This is a genomic window from Vibrio sp. E14 (genome assembly GCF_020515785.1).
In the GTDB taxonomy this organism is placed as follows: domain Bacteria; phylum Pseudomonadota; class Gammaproteobacteria; order Enterobacterales; family Vibrionaceae; genus Vibrio; species Vibrio diabolicus.
In genome coordinates, this window is the sequence record NZ_JAHPJI010000004.1 from 379,939 (window position 1) to 395,761 (window position 15,823).

Sequence of the window (15,823 nt, forward strand, 5' to 3'; positions counted from 1 at the left end):
TTTGCTTTAAGTCTGGTATAAAGAATGAGTTACCGTGCTTTTCAAACAAGGAAGAAAAATGCAGCTGCCTTCGCCACTGATTTCTATCGCTGAATCTGCCGTACAAAATGCTCAAGAGGCAGGTTATTTTCCCCTTTGGCCAGATGAGATTGCGCAGCAATTTCGCTATGTGGCGGGCTTAAGCCAGTTTATTACCGAAGCCATTCATCGCGATGAAATTTTAGCCCGTGAGTTGCCAAGCATGTTAGCGCAACCAAGCCGTCAAGAATCTTACCGTTCACGTCTTGCGGCACTGCTGGGACAATGCCCGGATGAGATGTCTGGTCATCGCGTGTTGCGTCAGTTTCGCAACCGAGAAATGGTGTACATTGCGTGGAAGGATTTCACGCATGCATGGTCGCTAGAAACGTCTTTAAGCCACTTATCCGAGTTGGCTGAAGCGATGATTTTTGAAACCTATCAATGGCAATATCAAGCGTGTTGTCAGGAGTGGGGAACGCCGACGAGTGAGGAAGGTGAAGTACAGCCGATGTTGATTATCGGCATGGGGAAACTGGGTGGCGGCGAGTTAAACTTTTCTTCCGATATCGATCTGATTTTCACGTATCCAGAAAACGGTGAGACACAAGGCGCGCGCCGCAGTATTGCCAATGCCCAGTTCTTTACTCGCCTTGGTCAACGCATCATCAAAGCGCTCGACCAACAAACCTTCGATGGCTTCTGTTACCGTGTCGATATGCGTTTGCGTCCGTTTGGTGAGAGTGGCCCATTAGTCATGAGCTATGCGGCACTAGAGGATTACTATCAAGAACAGGGACGTGACTGGGAGCGTTACGCGATGATCAAAGCTCGAGTGATGGGGTGCGAAATGTACCCGCAATACCAAGAGCTACGCCAAATGCTGCGTCCTTTTGTTTTTCGTCGCTATATTGATTTCAGTGCGATTCAGTCTTTGCGTCGGATGAAATCGATGATCAGTAGTGAGGTTCGCCGCCGAGGTTTGAACAACAACATTAAGTTAGGTGCAGGTGGCATCCGAGAAATTGAATTTATCGCCCAAGTTTTTCAATTAATTCGAGGGGGGCGCGAGCCTTCTCTTCGTAATCGAGGGTTGTTGGAAACGCTGCAAGGCATTGAAGAGCTGGCGTTACTCACTTCGCAAGAAGTCAGCAGTCTAGAAGCCGCATACAAGTATTTGCGTCAATTAGAAAACTTGTTGCAAGCGATGGCGGACAAGCAAACCCAGACGCTGCCTGATTGCGAAACCGAACGCTTAAAGCTCGCTACCGCGATGCAAATGACCTCTTGGGACCAACTGATTGAGCAAACTCAGCAGCACATGGCGAATGTCCATCAAGTATTTGAGTCGTTAATTGGTGATGATGAAGAAGACGAGGGTACTACGGTTGCTCGTCATTTTCATGAGTTATGGGATATGGCGAACAAACAAGATGTGCTTGAACATATCTTGCAGCAGGATATTCAGGTTGAAGACTTTGCTTCATGCGCGAAAACCATCATCAACTTTAAAACCGATCTGGCTAAAAAAACGTTAGGACCGCGTGGACGCGAAGTGTTAAACCGTTTGATGCCGAAGGTGTTTGATGCGGTGTTTGCTCACCCTGATGCACAGTTTGGTTTACCGCGAGTGCTGCATTTACTGCACAATATCTGCACACGTACAACTTATCTGGAGTTATTGGATGAGCACCCAGCGGCTCTAGTACAGCTCGTGCGTTTGTGTACCGCAAGCCCAATGATTTCAGAGCAGCTATCTCGGTATCCGATCTTACTCGATGAGTTGATCGACCCTGCACAGTTGTACAATCCAATCCCATTAGACAGTTACCGCACAGAGCTGCGTGATTATCTGGCCCGTATTCCAGAAGATGATATGGAGCAGCAAATGGAAGCGTTGCGTCAGTTTAAGCAAATCTGCATTTTACGTATTGCGGCGGCGGATATTGCTGGTGCATTGCCGGTGATGAAAGTGAGTGATCACTTAACCTATTTGGCGGAAGCTATCGTTGATGCTGTGGTCAGTCAGGCTTGGTTGCAAGTGTCCGAAAAATACGGCGAGCCAACGCATGTGAAAGATCGTGAAGGGAAGGGTTTTGCCGTCATTGGTTATGGCAAAGTCGGTGGCTGGGAACTCGGCTATAACTCCGACTTGGATATCGTCTTCATGCATGACTGCCCAGTCAATGTCTATACAGATGGCAAAAAGGAAATCGACGGCCGTCAGTTCTACCTTCGCCTAGCGCAGCGCATCATCCATATTTTCTCGACTCGCACCGCTTCCGGCATTTTGTACGAAGTCGATACCCGCTTGCGCCCATCTGGCGCGTCAGGTTTGTTGGTTAGCCCAACCGATGCGTTTGACGATTATCAGCATCAAGAAGCCTGGACATGGGAGCATCAAGCACTTGTGCGCGCGCGCTTGATTTACGGCGATGAACCCCTTGCTATTGCATTTCACAATACGCGACATGATGTGTTGTGCAAAGCGCGCGATCGGGCGGAACTGAAAAAAGCCGTTGTCGAAATGAGAGAGAAAATGCGCGGTCATCTTGGGGGGAAAAAGCCCGGCCGTTTTATGCTCAAGCAAGATGTGGGAGGGATTACCGATATCGAATTTCTCGCTCAGTACTTAGTGCTCAACTATAGTCACGATAAGCCGAAATTAACGCGTTGGTGTGATAATGTGCGCATCTTTGAAACGCTCATTGCACAAAATGTCATGGACGAAGACCAGGCAATGCAGTTGATACGTGCCTATACGACAATGCGAAACGAAATACACCGGAGAAATCTACTCAATTTAGATGCTGATGTGGTGGAAGATAAGTTTGTTGCCGAAAGGGAGTGGGTAAAACAGGCTTGGAATCAGTGGTTCAGTTAAGACCATATATTTAGCCTCGATAAGGGCTGTGATAAACTCACTTCGATTTAATTTTTGGAGACCAATAATGAAACCAATTCTACCTGATTACAACAGCGCTGGTGTGCTCATCATCGGTGATGTCATGCTAGATCGTTACTGGTATGGCCCAACCGGACGCATTTCTCCTGAAGCGCCGGTTCCTGTTGTAAAAGTAGAAAACAATGAAGAGCGTCCTGGTGGTGCTGCGAACGTTGCGATGAACATCGCATCACTAGGTGGCCATGCTCACATTGTTGGTCTAACAGGGGAAGATGAGCCTGCAAAAGTGCTGACGGAGACGCTGAGCTCACTCAATGTGAAGTGCGATTTCGTTGCACTGCCTGATTACCCAACGATCACGAAGCTTCGCGTAATGAGCCGTGGACAACAGCTTATTCGTCTCGACTTCGAAGATAAGTTTGAAAACACGGATTCTGCACCTGTGCTATCGCGTATGGATGCCGCTCTGCCAAATGTTAAAGCCGTGATTATGTCTGACTACGCAAAAGGCTCGTTAGAGCATGTTCAGGCATACATCCAAAAAGCGCGCGCAGCAAACATTCCAGTTTTCATTGACCCTAAAGGTGCGGATTTTGAACGCTACCGTGGAGCAACACTCTTAACACCAAACATGAAAGAGTTTGAAGATGTCGTTGGCAAAGTAAAATCAGACCAAGATCTGGTTGAAAAAGCACTTCAGCTTGTTGAAGAGTTTGATTTTGAAGCGCTACTGGTTACGCGTAGTGAAAACGGCATGACGTTGATCCGCCGTGGTCAAGAGCCATTCCACCTTCCGACTCAAGCGAAAGAAGTGTACGACGTGACAGGTGCGGGCGACACGGTTATCTCTGTATTGGCAGCGTCTGTTGCCGCAGGCAAATCCTTCGAAGAAGCGTGTGCACTAGCGAATGCTGCGGCAGGCGTTGTTGTTGGTAAGCTTGGTACCTCGACCTTGTCTGAAATTGAACTGGCAGAAGCGGTACATGGCAGCCAAGACACGGATTACGGTGTGATTTCAGAAAAAGCGCTGATTGAAGCAGTGAAAAAAGCACGTGCACGTGGCGAGAAAGTCGTTATGACAAACGGCTGCTTTGATATTCTTCACGCTGGGCATGTTTCTTACCTCAATCACGCTGCAGAACTTGGTGATCGCCTGATTGTTGCGGTGAATACCGATGAATCAGTGAAGCGTCTTAAAGGGCCTGGTCGTCCTGTGAATCCAACTGATCGCCGCATGGCGGTATTGGCAGGTTTGGGCGCTGTGGATTGGGTAGTACCATTTAGTGAAGATACGCCGCAACGTTTGATCTCGGAAGTTCTGCCAAGCTTGCTAGTAAAAGGTGGTGACTACAAACCAGAAGAGATTGCTGGTGGTAAAGAAGTCATCGCTTCAGGTGGCGAAGTTCGTGTATTGAACTTTGAGGATGGTTGCTCAACCAGTGAAATCATCAATGCAATCAAAGGCGGTAAGGGCTAAGCCTACGATTTGTTGGCATTGAAACGCTATTGGTTTGTAAAAGGTCGCCAAGTGCGGCCTTTTTAATACTTGATGTTCTGAAGCGCTTTTAGGAACTGAACTATAAGCAATAAAAAACGCCAGCTGATAAATCAACTGGCGTTTTTATTTATTGAGAACTGAAGCATTCAGTCAGCAATTATTTTGCCGCTTTCAAACCTGCATCAACGTCTAAGATGTCTTGTTCGCTTAGCGTACCAACGGCTTGGCGTAGCTGAAGAACACTTAAGATGTAGTCGTAACGAGCGTTCGATAGGTTTTTATTCGCATCGTATAGACGACGAGTTGCGTCTAGCACGTCAACGATAGTACGAGTACCCACATCAAAACCTGCTTCTGTTGCTTCTAGTGCAGAGCGCGCAGAAATAACGGCTTGCTCATAAGCACGTAGTGCGCCGATAGAGGCGTTAATGTTGTTGTTTTGTGCGCGAACATCTTTTACTACGCTACGGTATTGTGCTTCAAGATCTTCACTTGCAGCCACGTACGCGTATTCAGCCTGTTTGGTTTGAGAGGTGACGTTACCACCCGTGTATAGCGGCACCGCAAGGTTCACACCGATATTGAAGTTGTCTGTGGTGTTGTCACGAGAGCTATGAGACGTATCACCGTAGTTGTAACCACCGTCTAGAGACAGCGTTGGTAGATGACCAGAACTTGCTAGTGAAATATTGTCACGTGCGATATCTTGAAGAATACGTGAAGATAGCAAGGTCAGGTTTTTGGTTTTTGCTTCGTCAATTAGCGACTCAGCAGGCACGGTCGATGGACTAGCAGTGAAGCGGCGAGTGTCCAAGATGTTGAGATCTTTGTGCTCTTGACCGGTGATTTCACGTAATGACTCGTAGCTGTTAGTCAGTGCGTTTTCTGCTAACACTTCATCCGCCAGTACTTGGTCGTACTGAGCTTGCGCGTCGTGTACGTCAGTGATCGCAGATAAACCTACTTCAAAACGCTGTTTTGTTTGCTCTAGTTGACGACCCACTGCGGCTTTTTCTGCACGGACGAAAACAAGGTTGTCTTGTGCGCGTAGAACTTCAAAATACGCTTGTGAAACACGAAGAATTAGTGCTTGTTGAGTCGCAGCGTAAGTTGCGTCTGCTTGGCGAGCACTTTTCTCAGCGGTATCTAGCGAGATCCAAGATGCGCGGTTGTAAAGTGCTTGTGAAAAGCTAACACCAGCGGTTAGAGCGTTGGCATCGTTTGATACGTCATTGACTAGATTTGAGTCGTATTCAGTATCACCACGAGTTAAGTTGTAACCTGCTGTTAGGTTAATTTGTGGTAATAGAGCACTACGGCTTGAGGTGATTGCTTCGAAAGCTTGGTCACGTTGTGCTGCTACACTGAGCAATTGTGGATCATTTTGTTTTGCTAAGTCGTAGATTTCAGCCAAAGAGTCTGCGAACGCAGACGTACTCATGCTACCTAGCGCTGCACTGATAAATAGTGGAAGCAATTTTTTCATTTTCTATTCCCGCGGTCAATAGATTGGTTAATTCTCAGTAGTTTAACTCAATTTGCACGATATTTACTCTAAAGTTTGCACTTTTTTACACGTAATTATCCAGTCGTGCAATAAATTTTCACCAAAGACTTAAATTAATTTGTAACTATTGTACAAAAAGTTGAGCCAAGTCCTTTGAGCAAGCGAATAACAATGAGTAAACTACAAGATTCACTCAGAGAGGTGTCGAATGCAACAGTGTGACAAACAACAAAAGGATTTTACTTCGCAAGATGTAAAAGTCATCTCGAAAGAAACCTTATTTGAAGGCTTTTTCAAAATGGTGAAATATCGCTTTCAGCATAAGCTATTTGCTGGAGGTTGGAGCGAGGTTGTCGAACGAGAAATGTTCGAGCGTGGTCATGCTGCAGCGATGCTTCCTTATGATCCAAATACGGATCAAGTGGTTATCATTGAACAGATTCGAGTAGGAGCCTTAGAGCATCAACACCCATGGCAGCTAGAGATTGTCGCGGGTATGATTGACCGTGATGAATCAGCTGAAGCCGTCATTCGCCGAGAAGCTGTCGAAGAGGCGGGGATACAAGTGGGGCGTGTTGCGCCAGTCACTTCTTATTATCCTTCTGCTGGCGGTTGCTCGGAAAAGTTGGACGTATTTGTTGGTGAAGTGGACGCATCTAAAGCGCACGGCATTCATGGTTTAGACTATGAGAATGAAGATATTCGCGTACATGTTTTGAGTCGTGAGCAAGCATATCAATGGGTGAAAGACGGAAAATTTGAAAATGGTGCGTCGATTATTGCGTTGCAATGGTTGCAATTAAACCATCAAGAGTTGAAGTCACAGTGGGGGCAACCCCAAATGGTGGAGAGTAAGTAATGGCACAAGTGGCTGAAAAACAGAGGTATCATGTTGATTTAGCGGGTCTAATGAGAACCTATGAGACCAACTACGCTAAATTGAACGCCTTATTGCCTGCTTCTGCCGAAGTTGGGGATGTACGCTGCTATCAAGCGGCGAACATGGTTTACCAACTGACCGTGAATGAAATCACAAAATACACCACAGTTGTTGAGATATGTCAGAGTGATGAAACGCCAGTGTTTCCTTTACCGACGATGTCTGTCAGGCTTTATCACGATGCGAGAGTAGCCGAAGTATGCTCAAGCGGAGAGTTCTCTCGCATAAAAGCTAAGTATGATTATCCCAACGACCAACTGATGCAGAAAGATGAAAAGCATCAACTAAACACATTCCTCGGTGAATGGCTGACGTTTTGTTTACGAAGTGGTATCAGTAGAACACCACTTGCCTTCAATTGATCGTCACGTCACTAAAGGAAAATAACAAATAACGATATAGTGGACGAATCAGGTTTTCATTTTGCAATCATCTAGTGACAGCATCAAACTTTTACAAATTACAGATACTCATCTGTTTGCTGCCGATGAGGGAAGTTTGCTGAGCGTAAAAACGGCCGATAGCTTTAACGCTGTTGTTGCTGATGTTTTACGCCGCAACGTGACGTTTGATTACATCTTGGCGACAGGGGATATTTCCCAAGACCATAGTGCAGAATCTTACCAGCGCTTTGCCGAAGGCATTGAACCGCTAGAGAAAGACTGCTTTTGGCTGCCTGGTAATCATGACTACAAGCCCAATATGGGCAGTGTATTACCTTCGCAACAAATCAAAGCGGCAGAGCATGTATTGCTTGGCGCGCATTGGCAGTTGGTTCTTTTAGACTCGCAAGTTGTTGGCGTTCCCCACGGACGCTTGAGTGATCAGCAGTTAGCGTTACTCGAAGAAAAGTTAGCAGAACACCCAGAAAGGCACACACTTGTGTTGCTGCATCACCATCCATTATTAGTGGGAAGCGCGTGGCTTGATCAACATACCTTAAAAGATGCCGAAGCGTTCTGGCACGTTGTCGATCGTTTTGATAACGTGAAAGGCATTCTCTGTGGACATGTACATCAGGACATGAATGTGCTTCATAATGGTATTCGAGTGATGGCAACACCCTCGACGTGTGTTCAGTTTAAGCCCAACTCGGATGATTTTGCTCTCGATACGACTTCGCCTGGTTGGCGTGAACTGCAGTTGCACGCTTGTGGTGAGATTACGACCCAAGTGGGCCGACTTCCTGACGGCCAGTTCCAACCAGACTTCTCTTCTAACGGATACTAACGCGCCCGAGCTCTATGTTCGGGCTCGCTTTTTTGTGCGAGATATCTATGAGTAAACCTTCACTTCTTCTGTATATCCATGGTTTTAACAGCTCCCCACTTTCAATGAAAGCCAATGTGATGAGAGCATACTGCGAGCAGCATCGTCCTGATATCAAAGTGATTGTTCCCCAGTTACCTTGTTATCCTCAACAAGCGGCGAAAATGTTGTTGGATATCATCGAACAATATAAAGACGATTATAACATTGGTCTGGTGGGCAGCTCATTAGGCGGCTTTATGTCAACGTGGCTAAATGACAAGTTTGGATTTAAAGCGGTTGTGGTCAACCCCGCGGTTAAGCCCTATGAGTTGTTAGTAGATTATTTGGGTGAGCAAACTAACCCTTATACGCACGAAACCTATACACTTGAAGCTTGTCATATTGACGAGTTAAAAGCTCTTGATGTACAAAGCATCGCGTCGCCACATTCTTTCTGGTTGTTGCAGCAAACAGAAGATGAGGTTTTAGACTATCGACAAGCGGTAGATAAGTTTGCAGACGCTAAGCAAACAGTAGAACAAGGCGGTGATCACAGTTTTGTAGGCTTTGAGCGTTATCCTGCACAGATTATCGAATTTCTAGAACTGTAATTCGAAAGCGATTGGAAAAGGCTCATAGTTTTTATTGATATATCCAACCGTTTCTTGACATGGGCGGTATGCTTTCCGACTATGTTTTGCCAAAAGATCTTAAGGGTCGAGGACCCTGGCTACTTTGTTATGCATCATGTTTACAAGCACTTAGTGATGTGAACAGGGTGGCTTTTTCGTTTCCTGAGTATGGGTTCACCCATTGGTGATATTCAGGCAACAAGTAAACTTTGAGAATAATTCCGTATTATGACTGAACAATATAATGCTGGTGCCATTGAAGTACTGAATGGCTTAGAGCCAGTACGTCGCCGACCAGGGATGTATACGGATACAGCGCGCCCAAACCATTTGGGCCAAGAAGTTATCGACAACAGTGTCGATGAAGCGCTAGCCGGACATGCCTCAAAAGTACAAGTCATCCTACATGCCGACCAATCACTAGAAGTGATCGATGATGGTCGAGGCATGCCTGTTGATATCCACCCAGAAGAGAAAGTGTCAGGCGTAGAGTTAATCCTATGCAAGCTGCACGCAGGTGGTAAGTTCTCTAACAAAAACTACCAATTCTCTGGTGGTTTGCATGGGGTAGGTATTTCGGTAGTAAACGCGTTGTCAAAACGCGTTGAAGTAACCGTTCGTCGTGATGGCCAAGTGTATGAAATTGCATTTGAGCACGGTGATAAAGTCTCTGACCTGACCGTAACCGGCACATGTGGTCGTCGCAATCGCGGTACCAGTGTGCATTTCTGGCCTGATGCGAAGTACTTCGATTCGGCTAACTTCTCTGTTACGCGCTTAGTCAATAATCTGCGCGCAAAAGCGGTTTTGTGTCCGGGTTTAGAAATTACATTAACCGACAAAGTTAATGGTAAAGACTATAAGTGGTACTACGAAGACGGTCTTAAAGACTATCTTGCGGAAGGCGTAAAAGGCTACCCAGTTATTCCTGAAGAACCATTTACTGGTGAGTTCTTGGCGGATACCGAAGCGGCAAACTGGGCGGTAATTTGGCAGCCAGAAGGTGGTGAGATGATCACCGAAAGCTACGTTAACCTGATCCCAACCGCTCAAGGTGGTACGCACGTTAATGGTTTACGCCAAGGCTTGTTAGAAGCGATGCGCGAATTCTGTGAGTTCCGTAATCTATTACCTCGTGGGGTTAAGCTAACGGGTGATGACGTTTTTGACCGCTGTTCTTACGTGTTGTCGGTTAAAATTCAAGATCCGCAATTTGCAGGCCAGACCAAAGAACGTCTGTCTTCTCGTCAAACCGCGGCATTTGTCTCTGGCGTAGTAAAAGATGCGTTCAGTCTTTGGTTGAACGAAAAGCCTCAGCTAGCAGAGCAATTGGCAGAAGTCTGTATCGCTAACGCGCACCGTCGTATGCGTGCAGCGAAAAAAGTCGTACGTAAGAAAGTGGCGTCCGGCCCGGCACTGCCAGGCAAGTTGACCGACTGTTCAGCACAGGACTTAAGTCGCACTGAAATCTTCTTTGTGGAGGGTGACTCTGCGGGTGGCTCGGCAAAACAGGCACGTGACCGTGAATTCCAAGCCGTGATGCCACTGCGTGGTAAGATCTTGAACACGTGGGAAGTCTCTGCCGATCAAGTTCTTGCGTCTCAAGAAGTACACGATATCTCAGTGGCTTTGGGGATTGATCCTGACAGCGATAACCTTGAGGGGTTGCGCTACGGTAAGATCTGTATCCTTGCCGATGCGGACTCGGATGGTCTTCACATCGCAACGCTGCTTTGTGCACTGTTCACTCGTCACTTCCGTGCACTGGTTGAAGCGGGTCATATCTATGTGGCGATGCCGCCTCTGTATCGAATCGACTGTGGTAAAGAAGTGTTTTACGCCCTCGATGACGATGAAAAAGATGGCATCTTAGAGCGCTTGTCGAAGAAGAAAGCCAAAATCAACGTGCAACGATTCAAAGGTCTGGGTGAGATGAACCCACTTCAGTTGCGTGAAACCACCATGGATCCGAACACGCGTCGCTTAGTGCAGTTAACCATTGACGACTCAACGGCGACCATGGAAATGATGGACATGCTGCTAGGTAAAAAGCGTGCAGATGACCGTCGTTCTTGGCTACAAAACAACGGCGACTTGGCAGAGGTGTAACGGATGTCTACAGAAATTACCTACGATGGCGTCGAACAATTGCCAATGCGCAAGTTCACTGAAGACGCTTATCTGAACTACTCGATGTACGTAATCATGGACCGCGCCTTGCCATACATTGGTGATGGCTTAAAGCCGGTTCAACGACGCATCATTTATGCGATGTCAGAGCTTGGTCTCTCTGCATCAGCAAAATACAAAAAATCTGCACGTACCGTTGGTGACGTACTAGGTAAATACCATCCGCACGGTGATTCAGCGTGTTACGAAGCGATGGTATTGATGGCTCAGCCATTCTCTTACCGCTATCCATTAGTGGATGGTCAAGGTAACTGGGGTGCGCCAGATGATCCGAAATCATTTGCGGCAATGCGTTATACCGAAGCAAAACTGTCTAAGTTTGCTGAAGTATTGCTAGGCGAACTGGGCCAGGGTACGGTTGAATGGCAACCTAACTTTGATGGCACAATGAAAGAGCCACAAATGTTGCCAGCACGTCTGCCTCATATCCTGCTTAACGGTGTAACCGGTATTGCGGTTGGTATGGCAACAGATATCCCACCGCATAACGTTCGTGAAATCGCAGATGCGACTATTCATTTGATCGACAACCCGAAAGCAGAACTGCCGGACGTGATGCAGTATGTTAAAGGTCCGGATTACCCAACAGAAGCAGAAATCATCTCGCCGCAAGCGGATATTGAGAAGATTTACCGCAACGGTCGCGGCAGCATCAAGATGCGCGCGGTGTGGCACAAAGAAGGTTCTGATATCGTTATCACCTCTCTGCCACACCAAGTATCGGGTGCAAAACTGCTTGAGCAAATCGCCAACCAGATGCGTGCGAAGAAGCTACCAATGGTTGACGATCTTCGTGACGAGTCGGATCACGAGAACCCAACGCGTATCGTTGTGGTACCTAAGTCAAACCGCGTCGACTGTGATTTGTTGATGAACCACTTGTTCGCATCAACGGATCTTGAGCGCAGCTACCGCGTTAACTTGAACATGATTGGTTTGGATAATCGTCCTCAAGTTAAAGGTCTGGTGCAAATTCTGTCAGAGTGGATTGAGTTCCGTCGCACGACCGTACGTCGCCGTCTACAACACCGCCTAGACAAAGTCATGGCTCGCTTACACATTTTGGAAGGTTTGTTGGTTGCTTACCTAAACCTAGATGAAGTGATTGAGATCATCCGTACTGAAGATGATCCTAAAGCGGTATTGATGGCACGTTTTGGTATTACCGATATCCAAGCGGATGCGATTCTAGACACCAAACTTCGTCACTTAGCCAAACTAGAAGAGATGAAGATTCGTGGTGAGCAAGACGAGCTAGAGAAAGAGCGTGAGAAGCTAGAACAGCTGCTCGGTTCTGAGCGTCGTCTAAACACACTACTGAAAAAAGAAATCAAAGCAGACGCAGAGAAATACGGTGATGACCGTCGATCCCCATTGGTTGAGCGTGCAGAAGCAAAAGCGCTTACTGAACGTGATCTTGTTCCAAGCGAACCAATCACGGTTGTGCTTTCTGAGAAAGGTTGGATTCGTCACGCGAAAGGCCATGACGTAGATGCAGAAGGCTTGAACTATAAGTCGGGTGATAAATACTTAGCGCACGCGCGAGGTAAGAGTAATCAGCCTGCGGTATTCCTAGGTAGTGACGGTCGAAGTTACTCTCTGGAATCGCACTCGCTGCCTTCTGCTCGTAGTCAAGGTGAGCCGATTACCGGTCGTTTGAATATTACGGCTGGTAGCAGTATTCGCCAAGTGATCATGAGTGAAGAAGATCAGCTGTGGCTGGTGGGCTCTGATGCAGGTTACGGCTTTGTATGTAAAGGCGCTGACTTGCTGTCTAAAAACCGCAGTGGTAAAGCGCTGGTCACTTTGCCGGCTAACTCTGAGGTCATGACGCCAAAAGCGATTGAAGATTTAGATTCTGATGAAATCTTAGCAATCACTAACCAAGGTCGCATGCTGCTGTTCCCAATCAAAGACCTGCCACAACTGGCGAAAGGTAAAGGGAATAAGATCATCAACATTCCTGCTGCTAAAGCAAAAGAGCGAGAAGAAGTACTATCTCACTTAATGTCTTTACCAAAAGGTGCATCGTTAACGTTGTACGCGGGTAAGCGAAAATTGGGTCTTAAACCGTCTGACCTTGATAACTTCCGTGGCGAACGTGGTCGCCGAGGTGGGTTACTACCAAGAGGTTTGCAGCGAGTCACTCGCATTGAGGTTGAGCTGGACGATTCCGATACGACGGAAACACCGAGCGATAGCGAGTAACGCACAAATAAAAATCCCAGCCAATGGCTGGGATTTTTTATGCTTCTTGCTTGTCTTCAGCAATCGTGACTTTCAAGCTCATCTCTTTTCCTTTGCGAATGATGCCGACGTCCACGGTGGTGCCAGGACGTAAATCGGTGACGATATCCATAACGCTCTGACGCCCTTGCACTTTATTGCCATCAATACTGATAATGATGTCCTGCTTTTGGAAGCCAGCTGCATTGGCTGGGCCATTTGGATCAATACCAAGCACGACAATACCACCTATGTGTTCATTTCCAAGTAGGCGAGCAGTGACCGCATTAATGTCTTGGCCGTCGATTCCAATATAACCACGAATTACGCGGCCATCAGCGATGATTTTCTGCATGATCTTGCTGGCTAGTGGCGCAGGAATCGCAAAGGAAATACCGTAAGTTTCTAAATCAGTCGCTTGTTGGAAAGAGGCGGTATTGATGCCGACGAGCTCACCTTGCGTGTTCACTAGAGCACCGCCAGAGTTCCCCTCATTGATGGCGGCATCGGTCTGAATAAATGCTTGGCGACCGTCGCTAATCGATGAGCGTCCTGTTGCTGAAATAATGCCGAACGTTGTGGTTTGACCAAGGTTGTATGGGTTGCCGATGGCTAGGACCACATCACCCACTTGTGGCTTGTAATTAGAGTTCAGAGGGATAACAGGTAAGTTCGAACCTTCGACACGCAGTACGGCAATATCTGTGCGTTTATCCGTGCCAACTAGCTGAGCTGCCGCGGCTCTACCGTCTTGTAATGCGACAACAATTTGGTCTGCTTGAGCAACCACGTGGTAGTTGGTAATGATGTAGCCTTTCTCACTGACAATGACACCTGAACCCAGACCTTGAGTCGAGAGTTTACTGCGATCATTTTCAACATATTTACGGCTGTAGATGTTTACTACGGCAGGTGCTGCTCTTCGCACCGCCTGATTAAATGTCAACTCAACGGATGCGATATTAACAGGTTGCGGATCTAGCGCGGCAGGAATTACGTTGTGGCGCAAAGATGGCACCGCCAGTAATACCACTGCGGCAGTAGCCAAGCCTAAAAAGACAGAACGTAATAAAAAGCTGAGCATATCCTCTCCATGCATGAGCGCCAAAATGGCATAGAAGATGAAGAATAGCATTACATTGAAAAATAACAAAAGGGCAGCACGGAATCGTGCTGCCCTTTTCATTAGCTATTGAGCGATAAGGAAAAGTATTCGAGGCTTATTACTCGGTGCTATGCATCGAAAACCTTATTTCCTATCACTTTGAAAGTGACTAACGAATAACAAGATAAATAGTACGTTCGCCACGCTGAATATTCAGAGCCAATACGCCTTTGTGCTTATCCACGATTGCACGAAGCTCAGCAAGGTTTTTCACGCGCTGACGGTTCACACCGATAATGATGTCACCTTGTTGTAATTGATATTGAGCAGCCGGAGAGTTATCTGCAACGCTCGATACTTTAACGCCTTGAATTGCATCACTTGGTGTCGTATTGCTTAACTCAGCACCCTTGAGCCCTTCGTGTAATGTTTCGGCTTTGGCTTTCATATTTGTAGATTCGCCAAGCGTTACATCAAAGGTTTTATTCTTACCATCTCGAACTACACCTAACGTGATTTCTTTTCCTGCGCCCAGCGTTGCTACTTTTGCGCGGAGCTCTGAGAAAGTATTAATCTCTTTGCCGTTTACCGATACAATTACATCACCGGCTTTCAATCCAGCTTTATCGGCTGCGCTGTCTGGTACGACTTGGCCTATAAAGGCCCCTTTACTCGACTCGTAACCCAATGCATCAGCCAGCTCAGAGGTTACTTCACCGCCCTGTACACCCAACATGCCGCGTTTGACTTCACCAAACTCTAGAATTTGCTCGGTGAGGTTTTTCATCATGTTGGACGGAATCGCAAAGCCAATCCCCACGTTACCGCCGTTAGGGCCTAAAATCGCAGTATTAATACCGATCAGCTCACCATTAAGGTTGACCAATGCACCACCAGAGTTACCGCTGTTAATTGCGGCATCGGTTTGGATGAAGTTTTCGAAGTTTTCAACGTTTAAGCCACTACGGCCTAACGCTGAGACGATGCCCGACGTCACGGTTTGACCGAGTCCGAATGGGTTACCAATCGCAACCGTAAAGTCACCTACGCGAAGTTTGTCGGAATCTGCGACTTTAATTTGCGTTAAGTTTTTCGCTTTTTCTAATTTAAGCAACGCAACATCGGCCATCTCATCTCCGCCAACGAGCGTAGCGTCATACTCGCGACCATCATAGAGGCGAACTCGAATCTCATCCGCGCCCTTGATTACGTGGTAGTTAGTGACGATATGCCCTTTTTTCGCATCAATAATGACACCAGAACCTAAACCTCTGAACGGGCGCTCGCGCCTTTGCTCCATCGGAAAGTCCGGTCCAAAGAAGAATTGAAATTGTTCGGGAATACGGCTGGTTTGTACTTGTTTGCCTTCTACAGCAATACTCACAACAGCAGGGGTTACTTTCTCAAGCATGGGCGCCAAGCTAGGTAACTGTTGGCCATCCACATTTAAAGGTAATGCGGCGGTGGCTTGAACTGGCGCAATAATAGAGCCCAAACTCAGAGATAGAACGGTGAGCGCAAGCAGTGGTTTTTTCATCCAATAACTCCTCT

Annotated in this window: 11 protein-coding genes; 8 read left to right on the top strand and 3 right to left on the bottom strand. The window is 47.0% G+C overall.

Translation table 11 applies throughout. The features are described 5' to 3' along the window. The first annotated feature begins 58 nt into the window (after positions 1–58). Positions 59–2,902, top strand: coding sequence for a bifunctional [glutamate--ammonia ligase]-adenylyl-L-tyrosine phosphorylase/[glutamate--ammonia-ligase] adenylyltransferase (glnE, locus tag LIX84_RS13945; protein WP_226421548.1), 2,844 nt, complete (start codon positions 59–61; stop codon positions 2,900–2,902). Positions 2,903–2,969: 67 nt separating this feature from the next. Further along, the gene (gene hldE / locus LIX84_RS13950; protein ID WP_226421549.1) at positions 2,970–4,400 is read left to right on the top strand and encodes a bifunctional D-glycero-beta-D-manno-heptose-7-phosphate kinase/D-glycero-beta-D-manno-heptose 1-phosphate adenylyltransferase HldE; all 1,431 of its coding nucleotides are present in this window, start codon (positions 2,970–2,972) and stop codon (positions 4,398–4,400) included. 178 nt (positions 4,401–4,578) lie between these two features. Here hldE and tolC read toward each other — a convergent pair whose 3' ends face one another. Continuing rightward, entirely contained in the window at positions 4,579–5,907 is a 1,329-nt protein-coding gene (tolC, locus tag LIX84_RS13955; protein ID WP_012842165.1) for an outer membrane channel protein TolC, read from the bottom strand. A gap of 229 nt (positions 5,908–6,136) precedes the next feature. Between tolC and nudF the strand changes: the two genes are divergently transcribed. From nudF to parC, 6 genes are all read left to right on the top strand, one after another. After that, positions 6,137–6,787, top strand: coding sequence for an ADP-ribose diphosphatase (gene nudF / locus LIX84_RS13960; RefSeq protein ID WP_012842164.1), 651 nt, complete (start codon positions 6,137–6,139; stop codon positions 6,785–6,787). After that, positions 6,787–7,230 (top strand): DUF1249 family protein, encoded by a 444-nt coding sequence (locus tag LIX84_RS13965; protein WP_005395930.1) that lies wholly within the window; start codon positions 6,787–6,789, stop codon positions 7,228–7,230. The genes nudF and LIX84_RS13965 overlap by 1 nt, the downstream gene beginning before the upstream one ends. Positions 7,231–7,291: 61 nt before the next feature. Beyond that, positions 7,292–8,098: a 3',5'-cyclic-AMP phosphodiesterase gene (cpdA, locus tag LIX84_RS13970; RefSeq protein WP_226421550.1), complete on the top strand. Its 807-nt coding sequence runs from the start codon at positions 7,292–7,294 to the stop codon at positions 8,096–8,098. A gap of 47 nt (positions 8,099–8,145) precedes the next feature. Further along, positions 8,146–8,730 carry an esterase YqiA gene (gene yqiA / locus LIX84_RS13975; RefSeq protein ID WP_053808564.1) on the top strand — a complete coding sequence of 195 codons (585 nt, stop codon included), beginning with the start codon at positions 8,146–8,148 and terminating at the stop codon, positions 8,728–8,730. Between the two features lie 249 nt (positions 8,731–8,979). Continuing rightward, positions 8,980–10,860, top strand: coding sequence for a DNA topoisomerase IV subunit B (gene parE, locus LIX84_RS13980; protein WP_006743361.1), 1,881 nt, complete (start codon positions 8,980–8,982; stop codon positions 10,858–10,860). A 3-nt stretch (positions 10,861–10,863) separates the two neighbouring features. After that, complete coding sequence (parC, locus tag LIX84_RS13985; protein ID WP_005395922.1) at positions 10,864–13,149, top strand: DNA topoisomerase IV subunit A; 2,286 nt, start codon at positions 10,864–10,866, stop codon at positions 13,147–13,149. Between the two features lie 37 nt (positions 13,150–13,186). Here parC and degS read toward each other — a convergent pair whose 3' ends face one another. Then, positions 13,187–14,251 carry an outer membrane-stress sensor serine endopeptidase DegS gene (degS, locus tag LIX84_RS13990; protein WP_046873999.1) on the bottom strand — a complete coding sequence of 355 codons (1,065 nt, stop codon included), beginning with the start codon at positions 14,249–14,251 and terminating at the stop codon, positions 13,187–13,189. A gap of 190 nt (positions 14,252–14,441) precedes the next feature. Further along, positions 14,442–15,809: a Do family serine endopeptidase gene (locus LIX84_RS13995; protein WP_047009069.1), complete on the bottom strand. Its 1,368-nt coding sequence runs from the start codon at positions 15,807–15,809 to the stop codon at positions 14,442–14,444. Positions 15,810–15,823: the final 14 nt, after the last annotated feature.

Coding starts and splice junctions, on each gene's coding strand:
- glnE (WP_226421548.1), top strand. CDS start 59: ATGCAGCTGCCTTCGCCACTGATTTCTATCGCTGAATCTGCCGTACAA.
- hldE (WP_226421549.1), top strand. CDS start 2,970: ATGAAACCAATTCTACCTGATTACAACAGCGCTGGTGTGCTCATCATC.
- tolC (WP_012842165.1), bottom strand. CDS start 5,907: ATGAAAAAATTGCTTCCACTATTTATCAGTGCAGCGCTAGGTAGCATG.
- nudF (WP_012842164.1), top strand. CDS start 6,137: ATGCAACAGTGTGACAAACAACAAAAGGATTTTACTTCGCAAGATGTA.
- LIX84_RS13965 (WP_005395930.1), top strand. CDS start 6,787: ATGGCACAAGTGGCTGAAAAACAGAGGTATCATGTTGATTTAGCGGGT.
- yqiA (WP_053808564.1), top strand. CDS start 8,146: ATGAGTAAACCTTCACTTCTTCTGTATATCCATGGTTTTAACAGCTCC.
- parE (WP_006743361.1), top strand. CDS start 8,980: ATGACTGAACAATATAATGCTGGTGCCATTGAAGTACTGAATGGCTTA.
- parC (WP_005395922.1), top strand. CDS start 10,864: ATGTCTACAGAAATTACCTACGATGGCGTCGAACAATTGCCAATGCGC.
- degS (WP_046873999.1), bottom strand. CDS start 14,251: ATGCTCAGCTTTTTATTACGTTCTGTCTTTTTAGGCTTGGCTACTGCC.
- LIX84_RS13995 (WP_047009069.1), bottom strand. CDS start 15,809: ATGAAAAAACCACTGCTTGCGCTCACCGTTCTATCTCTGAGTTTGGGC.